General features: G+C 39.3%; 22 protein-coding genes and 1 riboswitch. Of the genes, 6 read left to right on the top strand and 16 right to left on the bottom strand.

Annotated features, from left to right (window positions below):
• Positions 1–14: 14 nt before the first annotated feature.
• The 4 genes from kdpA to mobA all read right to left on the bottom strand — a co-directional run bounded on the left by kdpA (position 15) and on the right by mobA (position 3,799).
• Positions 15–1,688: a potassium-transporting ATPase subunit KdpA gene (kdpA, locus tag ACQV1I_RS01810; RefSeq protein WP_116335028.1), complete on the bottom strand. Its 1,674-nt coding sequence runs from the start codon at positions 1,686–1,688 to the stop codon at positions 15–17.
• Between the two features lie 42 nt (positions 1,689–1,730).
• Entirely contained in the window at positions 1,731–1,796 is a 66-nt protein-coding gene (locus tag ACQV1I_RS01805) for a potassium-transporting ATPase subunit F (RefSeq protein WP_081621616.1), read from the bottom strand.
• Between the two features lie 547 nt (positions 1,797–2,343).
• Positions 2,344–2,486, bottom strand: a riboswitch (cyclic di-AMP (ydaO/yuaA leader).
• Between the two features lie 138 nt (positions 2,487–2,624).
• A complete protein-coding gene (gene mobB, locus ACQV1I_RS01800; RefSeq protein WP_116335027.1) occupies positions 2,625–3,170 on the bottom strand; it encodes a molybdopterin-guanine dinucleotide biosynthesis protein B in 546 nt (181 codons plus the stop codon).
• Positions 3,167–3,799 (bottom strand): molybdenum cofactor guanylyltransferase, encoded by a 633-nt coding sequence (gene mobA / locus ACQV1I_RS01795; RefSeq protein WP_116335026.1) that lies wholly within the window; start codon positions 3,797–3,799, stop codon positions 3,167–3,169. The genes mobB and mobA overlap by 4 nt, the downstream gene beginning before the upstream one ends.
• Positions 3,800–3,970: 171 nt before the next feature.
• Here mobA and ACQV1I_RS01790 point away from each other — a divergent pair, with 171 nt between their 5' ends.
• Positions 3,971–4,678, top strand: coding sequence for a Crp/Fnr family transcriptional regulator (locus ACQV1I_RS01790; RefSeq protein WP_104033282.1), 708 nt, complete (start codon positions 3,971–3,973; stop codon positions 4,676–4,678).
• 109 nt (positions 4,679–4,787) lie between these two features.
• Here the strand turns inward: ACQV1I_RS01790 and ACQV1I_RS01785 are convergent, their stop codons facing one another.
• The 3 genes from ACQV1I_RS01785 to ACQV1I_RS01775 form a co-directional block, all read right to left on the bottom strand.
• Positions 4,788–6,431, bottom strand: a complete 1,644-nt coding sequence (locus tag ACQV1I_RS01785) for a peptide ABC transporter substrate-binding protein (protein ID WP_116335025.1) — start codon at positions 6,429–6,431, stop codon at positions 4,788–4,790.
• Positions 6,432–6,597: 166 nt separating this feature from the next.
• Positions 6,598–7,164, bottom strand: a complete 567-nt coding sequence (locus ACQV1I_RS01780; RefSeq protein ID WP_116335024.1) for a beta-class carbonic anhydrase — start codon at positions 7,162–7,164, stop codon at positions 6,598–6,600.
• 131 nt (positions 7,165–7,295) lie between these two features.
• The gene (locus ACQV1I_RS01775; RefSeq protein WP_104033279.1) at positions 7,296–8,654 is read right to left on the bottom strand and encodes an Nramp family divalent metal transporter; all 1,359 of its coding nucleotides are present in this window, start codon (positions 8,652–8,654) and stop codon (positions 7,296–7,298) included.
• 287 nt (positions 8,655–8,941) lie between these two features.
• Here ACQV1I_RS01775 and ACQV1I_RS01770 point away from each other — a divergent pair, with 287 nt between their 5' ends.
• Complete coding sequence (locus ACQV1I_RS01770) at positions 8,942–9,163, top strand: hypothetical protein (protein WP_116335023.1); 222 nt, start codon at positions 8,942–8,944, stop codon at positions 9,161–9,163.
• A gap of 88 nt (positions 9,164–9,251) precedes the next feature.
• Entirely contained in the window at positions 9,252–9,347 is a 96-nt protein-coding gene (gene yjcZ, locus ACQV1I_RS01765) for a sporulation protein YjcZ (protein ID WP_081621613.1), read from the top strand.
• 150 nt (positions 9,348–9,497) lie between these two features.
• On the opposite strand, the gene ACQV1I_RS01760 is transcribed toward yjcZ, so the two are convergent.
• Together ACQV1I_RS01760 and ACQV1I_RS01755 are read right to left on the bottom strand one after the other, a co-directional pair.
• Entirely contained in the window at positions 9,498–10,184 is a 687-nt protein-coding gene (locus ACQV1I_RS01760) for an MOSC domain-containing protein (protein ID WP_094701211.1), read from the bottom strand.
• 60 nt (positions 10,185–10,244) lie between these two features.
• A complete protein-coding gene (locus ACQV1I_RS01755; protein ID WP_094701228.1) occupies positions 10,245–10,991 on the bottom strand; it encodes a DUF1189 domain-containing protein in 747 nt (248 codons plus the stop codon).
• 320 nt (positions 10,992–11,311) lie between these two features.
• Here ACQV1I_RS01755 and ACQV1I_RS01750 point away from each other — a divergent pair, with 320 nt between their 5' ends.
• Positions 11,312–12,028 carry a response regulator transcription factor gene (locus ACQV1I_RS01750; protein WP_018671988.1) on the top strand — a complete coding sequence of 239 codons (717 nt, stop codon included), beginning with the start codon at positions 11,312–11,314 and terminating at the stop codon, positions 12,026–12,028.
• Positions 12,006–13,433: a sensor histidine kinase gene (locus ACQV1I_RS01745; RefSeq protein ID WP_094701210.1), complete on the top strand. Its 1,428-nt coding sequence runs from the start codon at positions 12,006–12,008 to the stop codon at positions 13,431–13,433. Before ACQV1I_RS01750 ends, ACQV1I_RS01745 begins: the two co-directional genes overlap by 23 nt.
• A 64-nt stretch (positions 13,434–13,497) precedes the next feature.
• Here the strand turns inward: ACQV1I_RS01745 and ptsG are convergent, their stop codons facing one another.
• The 3 genes from ptsG to ACQV1I_RS01730 all read right to left on the bottom strand — a co-directional run bounded on the left by ptsG (position 13,498) and on the right by ACQV1I_RS01730 (position 16,603).
• Positions 13,498–15,525 (bottom strand): glucose-specific PTS transporter subunit IIBC, encoded by a 2,028-nt coding sequence (ptsG, locus tag ACQV1I_RS01740; protein WP_116335022.1) that lies wholly within the window; start codon positions 15,523–15,525, stop codon positions 13,498–13,500.
• 319 nt (positions 15,526–15,844) lie between these two features.
• Positions 15,845–16,198 carry a DUF1516 family protein gene (locus ACQV1I_RS01735; RefSeq protein ID WP_018671991.1) on the bottom strand — a complete coding sequence of 118 codons (354 nt, stop codon included), beginning with the start codon at positions 16,196–16,198 and terminating at the stop codon, positions 15,845–15,847.
• Between the two features lie 282 nt (positions 16,199–16,480).
• On the bottom strand, positions 16,481–16,603 hold the full coding sequence (locus ACQV1I_RS01730) for a hypothetical protein (protein WP_255193709.1): 123 nt from the start codon (positions 16,601–16,603) through the stop codon (positions 16,481–16,483).
• A gap of 249 nt (positions 16,604–16,852) precedes the next feature.
• Between ACQV1I_RS01730 and ACQV1I_RS01725 the strand changes: the two genes are divergently transcribed.
• Positions 16,853–17,299 carry a Dps family protein gene (locus ACQV1I_RS01725; RefSeq protein ID WP_372486618.1) on the top strand — a complete coding sequence of 149 codons (447 nt, stop codon included), beginning with the start codon at positions 16,853–16,855 and terminating at the stop codon, positions 17,297–17,299.
• Positions 17,300–17,382: 83 nt separating this feature from the next.
• Here the strand turns inward: ACQV1I_RS01725 and ACQV1I_RS01720 are convergent, their stop codons facing one another.
• From ACQV1I_RS01720 to ACQV1I_RS01705, 4 genes are all read right to left on the bottom strand, one after another.
• Entirely contained in the window at positions 17,383–18,723 is a 1,341-nt protein-coding gene (locus ACQV1I_RS01720; protein ID WP_094701208.1) for a sodium-dependent transporter, read from the bottom strand.
• Between the two features lie 206 nt (positions 18,724–18,929).
• Positions 18,930–19,190, bottom strand: a complete 261-nt coding sequence (locus ACQV1I_RS01715) for a metal-sensitive transcriptional regulator (protein ID WP_094701207.1) — start codon at positions 19,188–19,190, stop codon at positions 18,930–18,932.
• A gap of 31 nt (positions 19,191–19,221) precedes the next feature.
• Complete coding sequence (locus ACQV1I_RS01710; RefSeq protein WP_116335021.1) at positions 19,222–21,750, bottom strand: CoA-disulfide reductase; 2,529 nt, start codon at positions 21,748–21,750, stop codon at positions 19,222–19,224.
• 404 nt (positions 21,751–22,154) lie between these two features.
• Entirely contained in the window at positions 22,155–22,595 is a 441-nt protein-coding gene (locus tag ACQV1I_RS01705; protein WP_018671997.1) for a universal stress protein, read from the bottom strand.
• Positions 22,596–22,924 lie beyond the last annotated feature (329 nt).

Here is a 22,924-nt window from a genome sequence, read left to right as displayed (position 1 = left end):
ACTCCTTTTCTTCATTAACGTATCGACAGCCACTCGGCAACAGGACCAAGGGCAATCACAGGGAAGAATGTTAACGCACCTACAATGAGTACCGTAGCAAGCAAGATGCTCATAAATACTGTATTATCCGTGCGGAAAGTACCAATGGTTTCTGGCACAGGTTTCTTCATCATAAGTGAGCCTGCTACAGCAAGCATTAAAATAATAGAGAAATAGCGTCCAAATAACATGACAAGGCCCGTTGAGATATTCCAAAATGGCGTGTTATCAGATAGGCCTTCAAATCCGGAACCGTTATTAGCTGCTGAAGAAGTAAATTCATATACCACTTGTGAGATTCCATGGAAGCCGGCATTAGAAATAGAGCTTGTTCCCAGTTCGCTCGCCAAGGCAATAGCAGATGGGACCAGGATGATCAAGGGATGAATCAAAATAGCTATAGCAATTAATTTCATCTCTTTACTTTCAATCTTGCGTCCCAAGTATTCTGGTGTACGACCAACCATCAATCCTGCTAAGAATACCGCCATGATCGCATACATCAGAATGTTCATTGTGCCAACACCGTCTCCGCCAAACACGCAATTCAGCATCATCTGAGCCAAAGGAACCATACCACCGATTGGTGTTAAGGTATCATGCATGTTATTGACTGTTCCTGTAGTAGCAGCTGTGGTTACTGCGGTAAATAGAGCCGACTGTGCAATTCCGAAGCGTACCTCTTTCCCCTCCATGCTACCGTTCGCTTGAGAAAGTCCTGCTTGAGCTAACGCTGGATTTCCGTTCGATTCTGCAACATACACAATTGTCAAGAAAGTCAGGAACATGAGGAACATAGCAATAAATATCATAAGTCCCTGTTTTTTATTGCGTGTCATAGCACTAAAGGTAAATGGTAAAGAAGCTGGAATGAGAAACATACATAAAATTTCAATAACATTGGTTAGAGGTGTAGGGTTCTCAAAAGGGTGCGAAGAGTTAACCCCGAAGAATCCTCCTCCGTTTGTACCAAGATGCTTAATTGATTCCATAGAGGCCACAGGTCCACGCGCAATTTGTTGCTCGGCCCCTTGTAAGGTAGTAGCAGTTACTGTTGGACTCATCGTTTGTGGTACTCCTTGGGCTACCAATAATAAAGTGACCACCACAGCCAAAGGTAATAACACCCGAGTATGTGCTCGAATCAAGTCTACATAGAAGTTTCCAAGCTGCTTTTGTCCTGTAATACCCCTCATAAAGGCCATCACAACAGCAATGCCAGTGGCTGGTGTAGTAAACATCAAATAGATAATAACCGTCATCTGAGACAGATAGGACAGCCCTGACTCTCCACTATAATGCTGTAGGTTCGTATTTGTTAAAAAACTAGCTACTGTATTAAAGGCAAGCAATGGTTCCATACCTTCAATCTGACTGGGATTCCCCGGCAAAAACCCCTGCAATCTAACAATCAAATACCCAATTGCAAACATGACAAGATTGCTAAGTAATACTGCTCCTGCGTACTGTTTCCACGTCATTGTTCTTACTTGGATACCAGAAACTTTATAGATAATTCGCTCGAATCCCCCAAATATTCGGTCTATCTTGGTTACCTCCCATGAAAAAGCCTGCGCCAAGTAACGACCAAATAAAATAGCTAGGATCAGCAAAATTCCTAACACTACGGTAATTTGCAACAAATCCACAACGGTTCCTCCTAACGTTTCTTCAGTTTACAGCTGGTACTATTAATACTTTTCAGGACGAATTAATGCATCAATGAGGTAGAGAATAACCCCTGCAACGATGATCATGAGTATAATCAACGCTTTTCTCTCCCTTCTTCTGTTACCACTTTGTCACAGAATGCCATCGTTCCAAAAAACAGACCGAACGCACCTGCTACCAGTAAAATTGCAACCATATCCATCCTTTTTTCCTCCTCTGCCAACTGTCTGATCAACGTTCGACAATCTGTGGTTCCCCTGTGTTCTTCCTTTTATCTGTAGATGAAGTTCACCTTGGAACAAAAAATAGACCAATGCTTGCTCCTATCTCAACGGCAAAAGAGAACATGATACAAACGGAGTAAGTCACAGCTTCTCCTAGCGAAGCAATCTGTTGCCTCACCAGAGCATGCCTACTCATTTGTTCAATGTTCAACCGTCAAGAAAGAAGCACTCATTGGTCTACCTAACGCCCAGCTAGCCATCGCTCTCTTTGCGTTCTGTCTCCCTAATCCTCTTTCGTACAGTTGTACGTATTATGTGTAAAGATAAATATAAGCAAAACAAAAAGACCTACACATTTTGATTTGAGGGAAAAAGAAAAAAACCCTCAATAAATACAGGTGGTCTCATTGACCTCCTTCGCTTTAGCCGACGAAGTTAGCTGACGGGTAGGATGGCGAAAGAGTTACTCATCCCTTCTACTTTGTAGAATTAACCCCAATAAAAAGTGGGTCCTCCGTTCCCGAATGCCTCGGGATTTGGCCGTTATGCTGTTGGGTGCTTACGAGTCTTATTATACGTCCTTGCTTATCTTCTGTTAACAGTGATCTAGCTACAAAAACTGTCAATTTCATGTAAAAAAACGCAATCCTGAGGAAACAATCTCATGTTTCCTCAGCCAATCTCATTATTTTATCTATTTTCTTTTGTTTTCTTTTTTTGTACAAGCCTGTGCCCATGAATAAATTGAAAAATCTCATCTACCTGACCAATTGAAAAAACAGGAATAGACATCTTCTGTAATGGCAACCAGCTTACTACCGCCAAGATGTTTTGCACTTTGTCCAACAGCTCGATATCTTCCTCTCGCCGAATGACCACGATTTTCGGATAGGACTCTTGTTTAAAGCCTTCCACTAAGATGAGCTCGGCCCCTTGTTCACTCATCCTCAAGATAAGTTGTGAGAGAGGCACTGCGTGATTTTCCATCCAAGCGGTTTTTGTAGCCGATTGAATAGCTACCATAGGGGCTCCCGCCTGCCGGAAGTTCCACGTATCTTTTCCTTGCTGATCTAATTCAAAATCATGTCCATCATGTTTGATTACACCCAGCCGTACCCCGATGTGTGTAAATTGCTCGATTAGCTTGCATAGCAATGTTGTTTTACCTGAGTTAGAATACCCGACAAATTGAATAACGGTACCTGTAGATTCCATATGATTTAATTCCTTGTTCATTTTTCTTCTCCTAATAAATTTTTGCTATTCCATTCTTTTTTTGCCTCTTCGTAATCAGCAGGGCTATTCATATTAAAAGCCACTAAATCATCCCAGGATTCATCCGTTACTTCTTTTACAACCATCTCCTCTAAAGCATGCATTACCCGGTAATCTTCCCGATCTAGAGCGTCCTTCCAAATTTCTTTGGTTTGTTGATGATAAAGGGCTAATAACGGTTGTAAGCGTCCTCCTGTTTTAGCTACTACAGCGTTTATATCTTGATCTAAACGATCGTTTAAATTCTTTAGTAAGCGTTGCAAATGCTCCGTACGTAAAAATGGTAGATCACAGGATACAACTAAATACCACTCCTCCTGTCGTACACACATGCTAGAATAAATCCCGCTGATTGGACCATGTGAAGCAACAAGATCACCTGTGATAAACACGGTTGTCCCAAGCTCATTGATTGGAGGAAGTCGTCTTGGATCATTCGTGACAATCACACATGGCTGATGTAGTGGAAGAATCTGCTCTAGCATATGTAAAATTAGTGGTTTCCCCTGCCATTCTAGTAGTTCTTTGGGCTTACCCATACGACTGCTTTGTCCTCCGGCTAAAATCACAATACATAATGAGTTCACCATTTTTTTCATCACCTCACTTATTTTTTCATACTTCTTTCATACATTTATGGACAAATGGCAAAATAGTTATGATGCTATATTCATATGAAACAGTAATTGATATACTAAGACCGTACCTTGTAACAAGTATCACTTACAAGAGAGAAATGTATGAAGTGAGGGAAAATCTTCATGCCTATGGAAACGAAAACCTTCGTGGATCAAATATCTAGAGCATTCTGGGAAGACATGAAACGTATGTCGACCCTCGTTGAAAGTATTCCGGGTAAACCGTTATTTTTTGACGGAGACCCTGCTGATTATGTTTATTTGGTAGAAAGCGGAAAGGTTCGCCTATCAAAGACAAGTACAGACGGTAAAGAACTAACCCTTCAAGTATACAATCCAGGTGAGTTATTTGGTCTGTTCGGTTTGTTTAATTCATCCCTATGCTATAGTGCTACTGCCGTTGTCCTACAGCCTGGCGAATTACGGGTCATCTCTCGCACGTCCCTAGAAGAGCTTCTCACTGCAAATGGAGCGCACTGTGTAGAGTTCTTACGTTGGATGAGTCTTGAAAACCGGCGTATGCAATCTAAGTTCCGTGATCTTTTATTGAATGGAAAAACGGGTGCTCTCTATTCAACCTTAATTCGCATGTGTAACACATACGGTCGCCAACATCCTAATGGTATCCTGATCGATCTATCACTAACCAATAAAGACTTAGCTCAGTTTATTGGACTTACACGCGAAAGTGTTAATCGTTTATTAGGTGATTTAAAAAAACTAGATGTAATTGAACCTCTGCCAAATGGCTACATTCTAGTAAAGGACATTCACTATTTACGGGAAAAAATATGCTGCGATGATTGTCCACCAGACATTTGTCGTTTGTAGCATATGACTATGTTACTTTTTATTTTAATGAAAAAGACGATACACAATCAAACAAAAGAAGCCTGTTGAGTTGTTCAACAGGCTTCTTTCTATTCGATAATTTCTTATCTTATTCAGCAATGTAGGACCATTTGTAATCAACGAAACCAAGTGCATCAAGCAATACGCCTTTTACTTTATCATTTTGAATCCAGTTTTGTGTACGGTAGTAGATTGGAATTACAGGCATTTCATCCATGATGATTTGCTCTGCTTCAGCAAACAACTGCGTACGCTTCTCTGGATTTGGTTCAGAAGCCGACTTGATTAATAGTTCTTTGTATTTTGGATTTTCCCAGTTTGTATCATTGTTACCGCCTTTTTTATCACGGTACAGCTCTAGGAAGTTAATTGGATCATTGAAGTCAGCAGACCAAGCCATACGACCGATTTGATAGTTACCTTGGTGTAGCTTATCAATGTATACTTTCCACTCGGTATTTTCTAGTTTCACATCAACATCCAAGTTCTTTTTCCATTGGTCTTGAATTGCTTCTGCAATTTTCTTGTTACCTTCCAACGTATTGAAGGATAGCGAAATTGGAGGTAGCTTACTGATACCTAGCTCTTTCATACCTTCGTTTAACAATTTTTTAGCTGTGTCTGCATCGTTATCTTTAAAGTAGCCTTCTGGTTTAATCGCCATAGTTGGAGGCAAGATACCTAATGCTGGTTGCTCTCCAGCTTGTGTAATGTTTTCTACAATTGCTTTACGGTCTACCGCATAGGCAAAGGCTTTACGAATTTTTGCATTATTAAACGGTGCTTTTTCCGTGTTGAACTTGTACCAATAGATGGAAGCGGTAGGCTTCACCTTCAAGGCACCCTCTGCTTTTTTGATAGGCACAACGTCTGTTGGCAAATCTCCAACTGGTTTACCTGCCCAATCCAAATCGCCATTGTCAAACATGGAAAGCTCTGTATTGCCATCATCAATCATAGAGAATTCAATTTTCTCCATTTTTACAGAATCTTTATCCCAATAGTTTTCGTTCTTGGTCAACAAAATTTTGCTCTTGTGCTCCCAGGTATCTAGCTTGAACGGACCGTTACCCACGTGGGTTTTTGCATTTTTCGCCCAGTCAGGATTCTCGGTATCCACTTTTTGATTAATTGGATAGTAGGTGTAGAACGCTGTTAACTCCAAGAAGAATGGAGTAGGGTTCTCTAAAGTAACTTCTAATGTTTTATCATCAAGAGCTTTGATACCTACGTCTTCAATTTTTCCTTTACCCTTATGGAATGCTTCTGCACCCTTAATGTAATAAAGCTGGTAAGCATAGCTAGCTGCTGTTTTTGGAGTTAGAACGCGTTTCCAAGCATATTCGTAGTCTTTCGCAGTAACAGGTTCACCGTTAGACCACTTTGAATCACGCAATGTGAAAGTATATGTTTTTAAATCATCAGAAATTTTAACGTCAGATGCAACAGAATTATGAGGTTTGCCGTCTTCACCCAGACGAGTTAGACCGTCAAAAGTAGAACGAACAATTGCCCCAGAAGTAGCATCTTCTGTAAGACCTGGATCAAGCGTAGGAGGCTCAGATGCAAGGTTTAAACGAAGGGATTGATTTCCGCTTGCTTTTGAATCTTCAGACTTTTTAGATTCGTTACCAGCTGGAGCGGCTCCGTTACCGTTACCTGCACCACAGCCTGCAAGAGCAGCACCTAATACAAGAACGGAACTCATCAACACAAATATATTTTTCTTCATAGTTGTAAATCCCCCTTTTATGTTTATAACGAAAGATATGAATAAATTTTATACTAATTTTATTTTTACGTTTTATCAAATAAAACAAAATTAAACATTATTAACTCTATTAACGCAAATAAAAGAGTCATCACGTATAATATGCGTAATGACTCTTTTATTCATTTTATTTTTTTTCATATCCATTTATAACTACATCTAGTTTACCTGTACTCGGGTCAATGATTAATCCATGGATTGGTACCGAAGGAGGCAGTAACGGATGGTTAAGAATCATATCGACACTCTCTTTTACAGCATCGGTCACATTCTCAAAACCTCGCAACCATTTTTCTAAATTAATTCCAGCATTTTTTAATAGATGTAAAGAATCTGCTGAAACCCCTCGTTCTCGCACCTTATCTAAAAAATGTGTAGGATTAATCGCACTCATTCCGCAATCATAATGTCCTACCACCATGACCTCTTCTGCTTGTAACTCATAGATAGCCACTAAGATACTTCTCATAACCGCCCCAAACGGATGAGAGACAATAGCTCCTGCTGTCTTAATAATCTTGACATCTCCATTTTTGACGTTCATTGCGTGAGGAAGAAGTTCGACCAGTCTTGTGTCCATACATGAAATGACAACCAACCGTTTATCAGGAAACTTGGTTGTTGTGAACTCCGTATATCTCTGATTTTCTACGAACTTTTTATTGTACTCTAAAATCTCTTCAAGTTTTCCCACGCTTCTTCACCTCGACTTTTCTCTCAATTTGGCCTGCCCATTTTCTTAGATACTGAACGTATTGGTAGGTTTTTTTGTACCTTATTATTTTCGTGATTTATCTGTTCAATCCCTTTTTGTAGACAAAATAACTACAACTGGGTAAATGTTTGATAGATCAAAAACACATTTAACGTAATAATGACACCACTTATCAGCCACGCAATTGCAGTAACCCACTTCTTATTAACAAACTCGCCCATTTTGGTCTTGCTACTGGTAAACTGCACAAGAGGAACAATCGCAAAGGGTAGTTGAATAGACAAAATGACTTGACTTAATATGAGTAATTCTGTGGTTCCCTTTTCTCCGTATAGCGCAGTAACAATCACCGTCGGAACAATCGCAATCAGACGAGTAATCAAACGACGCAACCACGGTGTAATACGGAAATTAATAAAACCCTCCATAACAATCTGACCAGCTAATGTACCAGTTAAAGTAGAATTTTGGCCGGATGCTAGTAAGGCTACCCCAAAAAAGATACTCGCTGCTGTCGTTCCAAGCACAGGAGCCAGCAAATAATACGCATCTCCAATCTCTGCTATATCTGTCATACCAGCCTGATGAAACGTCGAAGCTGACAAAATCAAGATAGATGCATTAATAAACAAGGCGAAGAATAAAGCAATCGTAGAATCCAAACGAGCATATTTAATCGCTTCCCGCTTACCACTCTGTGTCCGTTCGAAATCACGAGTTTGGACAATAGAGGAGTGTAGATATAGATTATGGGGCATGACAGTTGCACCAATGATACCTATAGCGATATAGAGCATCGCAGGGTTTGTTACTACTTCAGCACGTGGGATAAATCCTTGCATGATGTCACTGATTTGAGGCTGAGCCAATAGTATTTCAACTCCGAAACACACCCCAATGGTACCTATTAACGCTATAACAATGGCTTCTATATAACGGAATCCTTTATTTTGTAAAAACAATACTAACAATACATCTATAGCTGTAATCAAAACCCCATAAATTAAAGGGATACCAAATAGCAGATTTAATGCAATTGCCGACCCAATTACCTCTGCTAAATCACATGCGGCAATTGCTATCTCGCACAAAACCCATAAGCTCATTGCTACTGGCTTGGAATAATGATCACGGCAAGCCTGAGCTAAATCCCGACCTGTTACAATTCCCAACTTACCTGCTAGGGCTTGTAAAAACATTGCCATTATATTGGAAAGAAGAATCACTGACAAAAGCGTATACCCAAACTGGGAGCCTCCCGCTAAGTCAGTCGCCCAGTTTCCAGGATCCATATATCCAACAGCAACCAGATAACCAGGTCCTGCAAAAGCTAAAAATTTGCGAAATTTGGACGCATTTCTGGGTACACGCATGGAACTGTGTACTTCTTGCAAGGAAGGCTGGGTAATCCCTCTTCTCCATCCTTTTTCTTGCTCCGACACTACTGTTTGTTGTTGTTGATCAGCCATTTGAGATCACTCCTTCCCCGCTTACTTCCTTTATTTACATATGGTTTTTATTCTGCTTTACAATGAATATTCTCGGTTATGCCTGTTCCTTGACGCCCGTTTTTTGCACTAAGGAAACTTTGTAATAATTATTATAAACACCTCATTTAAAATGTAAATAGCCCACTCCTTCATCCTATTCACAAAAAGGGGTTTCTGTTTGTTGTTTCCCTAACATAAATGGGCTATACTAAATGGGAATAAATTCTTTATAACTACTTTGGTATAGAAAGAAGGGGAGTATAACAATGAATAGAAAGAAAATCGCCGGACTATTTCTACTATTGGCTCTCATTATAAATACGTTGGCCGTTCTTACAGTTGGATTTGTGACTTATTCCAGCGGAAGCGCATCATCCCAAGATATTATTAATATCTTCTTTGTCTATAACACATCTGGCGTTCCCTTTTATTTCCTCCTATTTATCATTTGGTTAAACAATAATGAAGGACACCACTATCAAGAATAGTCCATTTTTTCAGCAGTGAGGCCCCTACCCAAGCACTTTATTTATGGAAACATAGGATAAAGTACATCTTATTGGGAGGGATTAGACCATGAGTATTTTCAGTGGATCACGCAACAACTTCGAAATCATCTTGGTTCTATTCATTCTATTGGTAATTATCGCTTGCTGTTGCTGCAATAATTAAGTAACGTAGTTTTGCAGAAGTATAAACTTTGCTGATCGTAGGCACACAGCAAAGTCTAGTATGATTTGTTAGGAAAATGATCAAGCATGTTTATTTATGTATAACAAAAAATCCAGGGCATACTCGCCCTGGATTTTTTTGTTATATGGATTAAGAGCCTTGTAGTCGTAGGGTTGTGTCTATGTCCTCGTCGCCTAATCGTTTCGTAAAGCTTTGACGCCAACTAGCTGATAATGCTTCTACCATTAAAATTCGCTTTATTGCTTGCTTGTTTTTTTTATCGTGATGCATAATTTGATTGGCAAATGCAATCGTTACACCATGAGGATCTTTTTCAACCAATGTCATTTTGTCTTCCTGTGAAATTTCTCCTTCTTGTAAAACCCGCAGATAAAAACCCGTATAGCCTGTATTCTGTACTTGTACCGCCAGATCAATTACATCATAGCGTTTTGCTAATTTATGACACGGCTGTCTTGGCTGGGTAACTTGTACCACAGCACCACCAATCTGGTAAATATCCCCGATACAAACTTCATCCTCTAGCAATCCTTCTATTGTTAAATTCTCTCCAAAGGCGGAAACTGGCAGCGACCTACCTAGAGTCTTTTCCCAATAGGGATAGTGCTCGGATGCATAAACGCATACCGCTTTATCTACCCCACCATGATACTTCAAATCCGCTTGAGCATCACCTTGCAATTGGGTTTTTGAAAGATAGAGAGGTCCTGTTACTGGTTCTTTACATATGCTTGTTACTACCTCTTGTTCTTTATAAGAAAGAACTTGAGGTTGTCCTACATTTACAGAAAGAATTCTGACTAGTACCTGCGACATGGTTGTTTTTCCTCCTTGGCTATCTACTATTAGCCATTATACAAGGTATGCCAGCCTAAATCAGCTTGTTTTTATGTTTCGAACAGCCATGACAATGTACACAGCAGCTAACCCCCAAGTAATCGGTCCAATAGGAATAGGCCATGCTGCTAACACCAGAATTCCTTTGATAAAGAAGGGCACTGTCAAACTGAAGACAGCTAAACGAAATGCTTGACCAAATGTTAATTCCTTTTTCTGAATGTTACTGATAATATACCCAAAAATACCAAGAACAAAAGCGGTAAAGGTGGTGCTAAAGATCATGTAAATAAAAATACATGTAAATATAGTGGCCCATATAATTGTTTCTTTGGTTACCAGCCAATCAACTAGTCCAGTAAATTCTTGTTTACTTATGTCATGTAAACCAGAATCAACATAATTTACTTCTCGTACAAAAACCCCATTTTCGATAAATATCGCCTTTGTTTTTCCAAAAATCACGACATATGAACTTTTGGGATAATTCTCTGCTTTCACTTGATTGTTAGGGTCGAAGATAAACATTTTGTTAGGAGAATAAATCGGCTGGTCAGTCTGCATGTTTAGAACATCATTTTTAAAAGTAAAATCTGGCGCGCTGTTTAGGACAGCCTGTACCTCTTTAAAAAACATGTTTGTTTTATGATAGAAACTAGAAAAACCAAACGCACTAATAAGTAAGGCAAGAAATAGGATAAATCCGAACACAACCCCAGCTTTCTTATTTACAAGCTGACCTAAGTCTTTCGGTTTTAACAAACTAACTTTTAATGCATCAAACAAAATATAGCCTCCCTTTTGTAGCAGGTAGATTGTTACCTGTATCATATCCATCTGCTTATTTCTTGAAATTGAAATAGGTTTCATTACTTATATTATAGTGAGAAAACCTTTGGCTCTCCTTATCACAAACTAAAAGTTATCTTAAAATTATCATTAGGCTTATGCACAAAGAAAAGTAATCATTTTCCCACTACATGTAAATATTAGAATTAGATAATATCACATGTTTAATTTTTTTGGTTAAAATGTAACATTTAAGTCTTTTGTACGTGTTACTCTAAATATAGCGTTTTGCTTAGGAAAAGAACGGAGGAGAAATCGTGTCATATACCATATTAATCGCCGATGATGAGAGGGAGATCGTTGAACTTTTAACGCTCTATCTGGAGAAGGAAGATTTTCATGTCATAGAAGTTCATAATGGGGATAGCGTTTTGCCTATCTTGGCTCAAAGGAAAGTGGATTTGGCCATCCTTGATATTATGATGCCAGGGAAAGATGGTTTTCAGCTTATTAAGGAGATCAGGCAAACCTATAATATTCCCATCATGTTTTTGTCAGCACGTACCCAAGATCATGATGTGATCCTAGGTTTAGGTCTAGGGGCAGATGACTATATCACGAAACCGTTTAATCCTCTGGAGGTTATTGCACGGATTCAAGCTCTTCTTCGCCGTGTTCATGAATTTACTCCTACCGTGGAAGTTCCTGTTAATCCTGAGGATCAGCTTATTAAAATTGGAGAGATGACCCTAGATAAAGCAAGCTGCCTCGTCTACCGAAATGAGGAAGCTATTTCACTAACTTCTATTGAATACAAAATACTAGAACTCTTAATGGTTAATGCCGGTCAAGTTTTTACCAAAAAGAAAATATACGAAGCTGTATGGGGCGATTTTTATGCCAATGATGATAATACCATCATGGTGCACATTAGCAAGTTACGTGAAAAAATCGAGGATGATCCAAAACAACCAACTTATATTAAAACCATTCGAGGATTGGGGTATAAATTTGAAAAAATGGTTGAAGCCTAAAAAATCGCGTAGCCTCTATACCTCTCTCATCCTTGATTATTTTGTTTTTAATTTTTTTCTTTTGGTTGTTCTAATTGGACTTGCTCTCTATCTTCTCAACGTTGCTTTCAATCATATCGAAAGCATGGATATTGTTGATGTAAAAATTGAAGCTTCGAATTACAAACAAAAAGATCAACGTAAAGAGCTACTCCCTCATTTAGAAAGTATTGGAGGCTGGTTAGAACATCTAGATTCCAATAAACAACTGGTTCAGGTCTATGGTAAGAAATTAGATGATAATAAATTCTATTCCGAGAATCAGTTATTCGAACTCTTGCAAAATCATGAGCAACAGCCCTATTACTACTCTATGTACCAGAATACTCTTGATCCAAAAACACCGTATTTATTATTAAAAATCCCCAGAGATAATATCCTTGTGTCTAAGGACCTTAAACAAATAGATATTTTCGATCCACTTGCGAAAAGCTTTATGACCTATTTAGGTATGTTTGGTTTCATCATGCTGATTTTTATTGTGTTATATATTTACTGGACTACTCGCCGCATTAAAGCTCCGCTGATTATTATTTTAGACGCGCTGAAAAAGATGACAGATGGTGACTATAGTGCCCGTATTTACCTAAAGGCTGAGCATGAATTCGTACAAATTCGTGATACCTTTAACTATATGGCAGATGTATTAGAAGAGACACGCCGTGAGAATGAAATTTTGGAAAAAGGCAAACAGCGTATGTTAATGGATATCTCCCATGATTTAAAAACACCGATCACCAGCATTCAAGGATATGCTAAAGCCTTAAAGGAAGGAATGGCCACGGATGAGGAGCGAAAACAGCGATATTTAGAATATATCTATCAGAAATCAATTCGGGTAAATCACCTCATTAATAATCTGTTTGAACTCCTTAAATTAGACGCCCCTGATTACCGATTACATTTACGTCTTGAAGAGATTACAGAGTTTGTCCGTGATATGGTTGTCTTGCATTATACAGAAATGCTGGATAAACAATTTCATTTACAATTAGATATACCAGAACGAGAAATCTATCTGTATTTTGATCGAATTCAATTAACGCGTGTATTAAGTAATTTATTAGTGAATGCGATTAAGTACAACCCCGCTGGAACAAACATGCGTATATCGTTATCAGAGGAAAAATATTATGTAGTCATTACTATTGCGGATAATGGAATCGGAATTTCGGACGATATCAAGGAAAATATTTTTGAACCATTTGTTCGAGCTGATTCCTCCCGAGCAAGTGAAGGTGGAACAGGTCTTGGTTTATCGATTGCTAAACGGATAGTGACCAAACATGGGGGTACAATTAAGCTTACCTCCACTGATACTGAAGCTACGGTTTTTGTCATCCGTTTACCTAAGCCATTTAACTAATGTATATAAACAAAGATCGGCAGAGCGATAGATGCTCTGCCGATTTTTTTACTAAGGGTAGTCGTTATTTTTCGATGGAGATGATATTTTCCTCGCCACGTTTTACCAGAGCACCAGGTTTAACAATAACCTGCTCTCCTTCTTGCAAATTGGTAAAGATGATTGGCGTAATTACAGAAGGGACTTTTTCCACTACATCCGCTAATTGAACACGTAGCAATGGCTGTCCTGCTGTAACTTTATCTCCTTCTTGAGCTAGAGCTTCAAAGCCCTCACCCTCTAGTTTAACCGTATCAATTCCAAAGTGAATCAGAATCTCACGACCATCATTTGCAGCGATTCCAATCGCATGCTTAGTCGGGAAGAAGGTAACAATTGTTCCATCCACAGGAGAGACAACTTCTCCATTAGTTGGTTCAATAGCAAAACCATCACCCATCATCTTCTGTGAGAAAACCTGATCTGGCACATCTTTTAGTTCTAACATTTTACCTTCTAGTGGTGAGACAAAAACCGTAGAAGAGCTTGTCTGCTCAGAGACACTTTGTGGAGCCGGCTTACTTGCAGGTTTCTCAACTGGCGTGCGCCCCGACATTACGTCCTTAATCTGTTCCTTCAATTGATCGGATTTTGGTCCAAAGATCGCCTGGATATTGTTACCAATCTCTAGAACACCTGCTGCTCCCAGCCTTTTTAATTGTTCCTTATTTACGTTTTTACTATCGTTAACAGATACCCGTAAACGAGTAATGCATGCATCTAGATTACTAATATTAGCGCTACCACCTAACGCTTCCAATACATCTGCTGCTAGTCCAGAAGATTGGCTAGTACCGGTTTGAGCCTCTACCTCATCTTGTCGACCAGGTGTTTTTAGATTCCACTTTTGAATGGCAAAACGGAAGCCGAAATAATAGATAACAGCAAACACTAAACCTACAGGAATCACTAACCACCACTGTGTTTTGTTCGGTAACACCCCAAACAGCAAGTAGTCAATAACCCCTCCAGAGAAGGTCATTCCTATTTTTACATTCAAGATTTGCATGACCATGAAAGAAAGCCCTGCAAAGACAGCATGGATAGCAAACAATACTGGTGCTACGAATAAAAACGAGAATTCGATCGGCTCTGTAATCCCTGTCAAAAAGGCTGTAAGCGCAGCCGATCCCATAATCCCGGCTACCATCTTCTTATTTTCGGGACGAGCTGTATGATAAATCGCCAAAGCCGCTGCTGGCAATCCGAACATCATAAACGGATACTTTCCTGTCATAAATGTTCCGGCTGTTAACTCTACATTGTCCTTCACTTGGGCAAAAAAGATCGCTTGATCCCCGCGAACAAGTTGTCCAGCCTTACTTACATACTCCCCAAACTCAAACCAGAATGGTGAGTAGAAGATATGATGTAAACCAAACGGAATAAGAGAACGTTCAATAAGACCAAAAACAAATGCAGCCAAGGTTGGATTAGACTCCAACATGACATGTGAGAACGCATTAAGAGCTGATTGAATTGGTGGCCAAATAAAGATGAGTACAAGACCTGTTAGTAAAGCAGCAACTGCTGTAACAATCGGTACAAAGCGTTTTCCCGCAAAGAAACCTAAGAACGGCGGTAATTCTATGTTATAAAATTTTCGATACAGATTAGCTGCAATAACACCCATAATAATCCCACCGAACACGCCTGTTTGTAAGGTAGGAATCCCAAGCACCATCGCATAGGCTTTATCAGTCTGTGCCATTTCAGCCGTAACACCAAGGAAGACACCCATAACCTGATTCATAATTAAGAAGCCAATGATTGCAGCTAGTCCAGCTACCCCTTCACCACCTGCTAATCCAATGGCTACCCCTACCGCAAATAAGAGCGCTAGGTTTCCAAAAATGATGGAACCAGCTTCTTCCATTACTTTTGCTACTAATTGGATCGCTGGTCCTGACAAAAATGGTAATTGCTCCAGCAAAGCCGGATTTTGCAAAGCATTACCGAATGCTAGGAGAATCCCTGCAGCTGGTAGGATGGCAACTGGAAGCATAAGCGCTTTCCCTACCTGTTGCAACACCCCAAAGATCTTTTTGAACATGTACGAACCTCCTTTACTTCAAACCCCATTACATAGATGACTTGGTTATTTGAAGTATGCCTATTGGACAAACCTACTATGTAAGGAACCAAAAAATAATACTTTGAATCTTTTTGAAGCCCTACGTAATAGAAAATTTGTCATTTTAAAACATAAAAGAGTTTTAGATAAAATACAAGATGTCTACGTCACAAAAATAAGAACAATTATGTATTTTGTTCAAATAGTTAATGCAAGATTACTATATGTAAGCAAAAAAAGATGTCCCCTCTCACGTGAAGGGCCATCTCTTTTTCATCAAGTATGCACTTACTTATAACTAGAAAACTCTGTAACCAATTAATACTACGATCACTAGCAATACTAATGAACCGATAAAGAAAATAAAGCTAGGCTTGCGTTTACCTGCACGTACTAGTGCCATCTCCATCAAGCCGATGGTACAGACGCCCAAAATGCCTTTTATGATGAGTCGAACGTCGCTTAGATAAAATTTGAACAAGAGCATAGCTCCGAAAACGATGATTATGATATACATGAGTCGGAGTATCATATGTAGGATTTTCGCAATTTTGTTTTTATCTAATCTGTAAAATACATAGGCAAGAATCAGTAATACAAGTGCAGCTTCCCAGCCACCTACATGCGATGCCAAAATAGCTTCATATCTCATTTCGTAACCTCCTATGCTTTTTTTCATTTCCAGCTAATCATATCATAGGAATCTTACCTTTCCAAACATTCGATATTCATATGTCTGTTTTTAAAATGATAACTTTTGAACAAATTCATCCCTTGTATATAAGTATATAATTTCATTATGGCACTCAGTAATTTACCTATCTTTCATGCATGAAAACATAAAAAAAGACCATCTTATGTGAGGAGAAGGTCTTGGTCAAATGTACATCTACGAACATCATTTACATGAATGATTCTTGTTGAAACTTTTTACTTATTTATTGAGCTCTATAACAACTTGCTTCCCATTAATCAAAACTTCCGCTACCGCCATTACGATTTCAACTGATTTTTTCACCATTCTCATTCCTGTCATCTCCTCAGTGGTTAGGTTCATTTCTTAGCTCTTGTCCTTATTGTAGGAAAAATAAGAAAGGCACACCATTGAATGGGATTACAAGAAGCTTACATGTTTGTAAGTATGCTGGCACTAGAAAGCACAGGAAACCTCTGATACATGATCTTCACATTCTTTTCACAAAAAAGACTGGACTTTAAGGTTAATTAGTATTATTATTAATTTATAATTAATATAAAATAATACAAATTACAAAAAGGGAGTTGTTCTTCTATGGCACAACAAGTAATGGTAAGCAATCAAAAAGTAATCGACGTTCTTAATCGCCAAGTAGCAAACTGGAATGTTCTCTTTGTTAAATTGCATAACTATCATTGGTTTGTTAAAGGTCCCCATTTCTTCACTTTACATGAAAAATTTGAAGAATTGTTTAACGAAGCAACAACTAGAATTGATGAATTGGGTGAGCGCGTATTAGCTATTGGTGGTAAACCAGCAGCAACATTAACAGAGTACGCAACGCTTTCAACCATTAAAGAGGCCTCCTGTAACGAATCTGCTGAGGAAATGGTACAAGCAATCATCAACGACTTCCAAATCCTAGTTGATGAATGTCAAAAAGGTATGGATATCGCTCAAGAAGTTGGTGATGAAAGCACTAGCGATATGTTGCTTGGTACCCTTACTGATCTGCAAAAACATATTTGGATGTTAAATGCTTATCTCGGTAAATAAGATAAAAAGAAGCTCTCCATCTAGCTATCAAGCTATGTTGGAGAGCTTTATTTCATTGATAATTAATTTTCTAACAATATAGTCTATAGTCCGAACACCAAGCTAATAAATACAACAATAATAGCTACAGGTACTACATATTTGAGTAAGCAGTACCACGCTTTGAACCAGACTACTTTACCTGTTGAGCCCTGTTGTACTTCTGCTAGTAAGATATCACGCTTCATCTTCCACGCTACAAATATAGAAATAAGTAAAGCTCCAAGTGGCATTAAGATATTACTTACCAAGAAATCCGCTGCATCAAAGAAGCTTTTACCAAAGATCGTTATATCACCTAACACTCCGTATGCTAATGCAGAAGGAATTCCTAATACGAAAATCAAAATGCCTACCTTCCAAGCAGCGGAAGCACGTTTTGCCTGATTGCCCTTTGTGATTGCTGCTACACTAATTTCTAGCATGGAGAATGCAGAGGTTAAGGTAGCAAACAAGAACAATAACAAGAAGGTGGTCAAGAAAAAGGCTCCAAACGGAATATGATCAAACACTGCTGGCAAGACCACGAATAAAAGTCCAGGTCCTTCCGTAGGCTTCATTCCTAATGAGAAAACAGCTGGAAAGATTGCCAAGCCGGCTAACAGAGAGGTGATAATGGTCAAACTTACAATGGAAACTGTAGATTTTGGTAAGCTTTCATTCTTTGGTAAATAGGAGCTGAAGGTCACCATAACCGATACACCTACGCTTAACGAGAAGAAAGCCTGTCCCAAAGCATACAAAATTGATTTAGAAGTTAATTCGCTAAAATTTGGTTGTAGGAAGAAGGTAATTCCTTCCCAAGCTCCCGGCAACGTAACGGAACGAACAATAAGGGCGAGAAAAATCAGAAAGAGTGCCGGCATCATATATTTATTAGCTTTTTCGATCCCATTAGTAACTCCTCGGGACACAACCAAAATCGTAATTATCATAAATAAAAATTGAACAGACAACACTAGCCATGAGTCTGAAATGGTTTGACCAAATAGTTGATTATAATCTAAACCTTGGCCAATCAATTGTCCTGTGATGCTTTTAATGAAATACAGAAGAATCCAGCCACCTACAACACTGTAGAATGATAATAAGATAAAACAAGTAACAATACCTAATCTACCCACCCAGTGCCATGGGGTATTAGGTGCGATCGCTTTATAAGCAGAAACAGCATCTTTTCCCGTGCTTCGTCCAACTATTAGCTCTCCTAGTAATAAAGGAGTACCTAGCAACAGCGTAAATAACAAAAACAGTAAGAAAAAAGCTCCTCCACCACTCGTACCAGCAACATAAGGGAACTTCCAAATCGCCCCTAGCCCTATTGCTGATCCTGCGGCAGCCAAAATAAAACCTAACTTTGAAGTCCACTGTTCACTTTTTGACATGTTTTTCTCCTCATTGCATTTGATTTCCGTACATTATAACAAACTTCACATCAAATGGTATGTTTATTTGTAAAATAATATAGTTTCCACTTTTTTTGAAAAGATTGAACCCAGATACTGCTTACCTTCATGAGTTCTTGAGAAAAATAAAACAACCCGAAGCTTACACCCGGGTTGTTTATATCAGATAGTAACTTGCAGGATATTTATCTACTTTTAACCAATATATCGACAGCTTCTTTAATTACCTGTTCTGGATCATTTCCCTTTTCTAATTCTTCACGTATACAATGCTCCAGATTACTCGCTACGACTAGCCCAATTACACGATCTACAGCAGTACGAACGGCAGAAAGCTGTGTCACCACATCTCGACAGTCCTTATCTTCTTCCATCATCTTCAGTACACCGCGTACCTGACCCTCTATTCGCTTCAATCGATTTTTGACAGAATCATGATAATCCATCCGTTTCACCTCTTCTCCAATGTCTTTTTCATTAAATAAATAAATTAAGTCCCGATTCTTGCGCATCGCTCAGATATGAAGCAACACCGGCTACATCTACTCCGTCAATTAATTCTTCTTGTTTAATCCCCATGATATCCATACTCATGGCGCAGGCTACCAATTTGACTCCTGCTGCTTGAGCATTCTTCATTAGTGTCTCTAAGGAATCTACATTTTTCTTTTCCATGACATGCTGCATCATTTTCGTACCCATTCCTGCCATGTTCATTTTCGATAATGTTAGCTTATTTGCCCCTTTTGGCATCATCATTCCAAACATCTTTTCCAGCGTATCCTTCTCAACTACCGGCGCATGTTCGCGACGTAAAATGTTTAGCCCCCAGAAAGTAAAGAACATCGTCACCTTTTTACCCATAGAAGCCGCTCCTGAAGCAATGATAAACGAAGCCATCGCTTTATCTAAATCACCACTAAAAACGACCATAGTAGCTCCCGTTTTATCAATTTGCTTTTCATCATTGGCTTGTTGCATAGCAGCTCCTGCGATTGAGGTAGGCATGTTTGTACCCTTTTGAATAAAAACATGGGCTACTTTATTGCTATATTCGGAGGAGAGAAGTGTATTCCCTGTTTTGTTACACCACGCAGCAATATCGGCCATAAATCCAGGGTCTGTGGCTTTTACTTCAATTATCTGTCCGTCTTGGGCTCGTGATACAGCTTGGAAAACTTGCATAATTGGACCTGGACATTGTAACCCGCATGCATCAATAGTAATCGATGGGCTATCAATGGTAGAAGATGATAAATTGGATCGCTTTGATTGTGATTGTTCGTCTGATGAATGTTTTCCGGATTGGCTTCCTATCACTGGAGTTACATCCTCTTTTCTTGGATTGATCGCTTCTTCTGTCGATTTGCCCATACGATATGTTTTATAGCCACCATCTACATTTTTCACCTGATAACCATATTCACTAAGCAAACGAGCCGCTAAATATCCGCGTAATCCCACTTGGCAGGATACATAGATTGTTTGGTCTTTTGGTAGCTCAGCATGTCGATTGCGTAGCTCTGGTAGAGGAATATTGATAGAACCCTTGATAAAACCTGCTTCTCTTTCAATTGGCTCACGTACGTCGACCAGTAAACCACCATTGTCCACAATCTGATCGATCTCATGCCACTGAACAATATCAACCAAGCCGTCAGCAATATTGCTCGCTACATACCCTATCATATTAACTGGATCTTTAGCAGAGGAATATGGAGGGGCATAAGCCAATTCCAGATCAGGAAGGTCGTGAATGGTTAATCCTCCTTTAATCGCTGTTGCAATCACGTCGATACGTTTATCAGCCCCATCTGCTGAAATCGCCTGCGCTCCGTAGATTTTGCCTGTGGTTTTATCAAACAGGAGCTTCATCCAAATAGGCGCTGCTCCAGGATAGTACCCAGCATGAGAAGCAGGATGTACATGGATTGCTGTATATTCCATTCCAGTTCGTAATAGGGTTTTTTCATTATTTCCTGTTGTGGCGACAGTAAGATCAAACACTTTGGCAATAGACGTACCAAGTGTGCCGTTATATTGAACATTACGTCCATTAATATGATCTGCTACTAAGCGCCCTTGACGATTGGCCGGCCATGCTAACGGTATATGTGTTGCTTGATTATTAATATAATCTGTTACCTCTACTGCATCACCAATAGCGTAAATTGCTGGGTCGTCGGTTTGCATATGCTTATTGACACGAATAGCTCCACGTACTCCTACGGAAAGTCCTGCTTCCTTTGCTAGCTGTGACTCAGGCTGTACACCAATAGCTAAAATGATCATGTCTGTCACTAATTCACGCCCACTGCTGAGACGAACAATATTACCTTGATCGTTAAAAGCCTCTACTCCATCCTGAAGCAGTAGCGTAATGCCCTTCGCCCGCATATGCTCGTGTACCACAGCAGCCATTTCTATATCAAGCGGTGCCATAACCTGCTTACCCATCTCGACAAGAGTAACATCAAGCCCACGCTCAGATAGGTTTTCTGCCATTTCTACACCAATAAATCCACCGCCAATAACAACGGCGCGAGTAGGCTTTTGTTGATCTACATAGCTTTTAATCGCATCTGTATCTGGTACGCTGCGCAGTGTGAATAATTGTTTTGCCTCATCAATACCTGGAATAGCTGGTCGAATCGGCTTCGCACCAGGAGACAGAATCAGAATATCGTAACTCTCTTCGTATATCTCTTCCGATTGCAGATTGTGAATCGTAACCGTCTTTTGCTCTCGGTTAATGTGAGTGACTTCGCTTCTAATTCGAATATCCATGTTAAAACGCTGAGACATCCCCTCTACCGATTGTAAAAAGAGCTTGCTCCGTTGCTCGATGACCCCGCCAATATAATAGGGAAGACCACAATTAGCGTAAGAGATATGTTCACCGCGTTCGACCATTATCAGTTCGTGTCGCTCACTTAGCCGACGTAATCTCGCGGCCGCTGTCGCTCCACCTGCTACTCCACCTACTATGATGATTTTCTTTTTCATAAGTTGTTTGCCCCTTTTGTATATTGAATGTCATTTCCTGTATCAAAACTCATTATACCCCCGAGGGTATTTAAAAAAACAAAAAAATATCTCAATAAAATCTACTTTTAAAAGGATTTTTATACCCCTATGGGTATATAATAAACTCTAATCTCCTCCCAAGTCAACAGGAGAATAATAACTACAAAGAAATAACGTCTCAGATTAAGAATAAGCTGATAACAGGGAAGATTCATCTTGGTACAGCAAAAATGCTATAATAAAAAATGGATGTACCAGAGATAACCATTGACCTGACGATTCTATTCGGTAAAAAGCAACGTAACTAGAAGTTATAAATATTTAATCATAACAAGAGCTTTATCGCGCTTCTGCTGCGTGATAAAGCTCTTGTTGTTAGCTACTTATTTAATAATAAAGACCGGGCACGGTGCTAATTGTGTGATACGATGACTAACGCTACCTAGCATCAATTCTTTAAAATCTCCCAACCCACGGCTACCCATCATAATAAGGTCAGCATTCTTTTCTTTAACCAAGGCGAGCAATTCGTTGGCTGGGTCCCCTTGAAGCAGGATAGCTTCACATTGAACTCCTTCTTTTTCTGCCGCTTCGCATGCTTGATCTAGTAATTCTTGACCGTATTTTTTGGCTTCTTCTAGATATTCAGATTGAACATCGTGGACCATAAATACTAATTGACTAGCTACATAGGCAGGTAACTCTTTTACAACATGCACAAAAGTGAGCGAGGATTTATTCTCACGGGCAAATAAAATCGCCGCTTCCTGTACTTTTGGACTTAACTGTGAACCATCCAAAGCTATCACCATTTTATCAAACATAGTATGGCCTCCTTGTTAAATCGGTTCTATATTATCATTGTAGCATGTAGATCAGCAAAGATTTCACATATTTATGAAAAATCCGGAAACGTTTTTACGTAGAAAAATGAACGCTCAAAGTTAAAAGAACTTCCGCGCAAAGGATAGCAGCATAATTACAGCCACCACCATGCAAAGAATAAATAAGCCCTTTTCTTGTTTTTTAAATGGATCCATATCTTCTCCTCATTCCTTACACCATTCCTCTTAGGTTACCCCTATTATAGAAGGAGAACACATCCTTACCTGTCCTTTTGGATGTCTGTTCTGTGAAGGATTGCACAAGCTGT

This window comes from Brevibacillus sp. JB24b, from assembly GCF_051713385.1.
In the GTDB taxonomy this organism is placed as follows: domain Bacteria; phylum Bacillota; class Bacilli; order Brevibacillales; family Brevibacillaceae; genus Brevibacillus_B; species Brevibacillus_B laterosporus.
The sequence above is the reverse complement of the archived record's forward strand: the minus strand, read 5'-3'. Positions and strand labels throughout refer to the sequence as shown.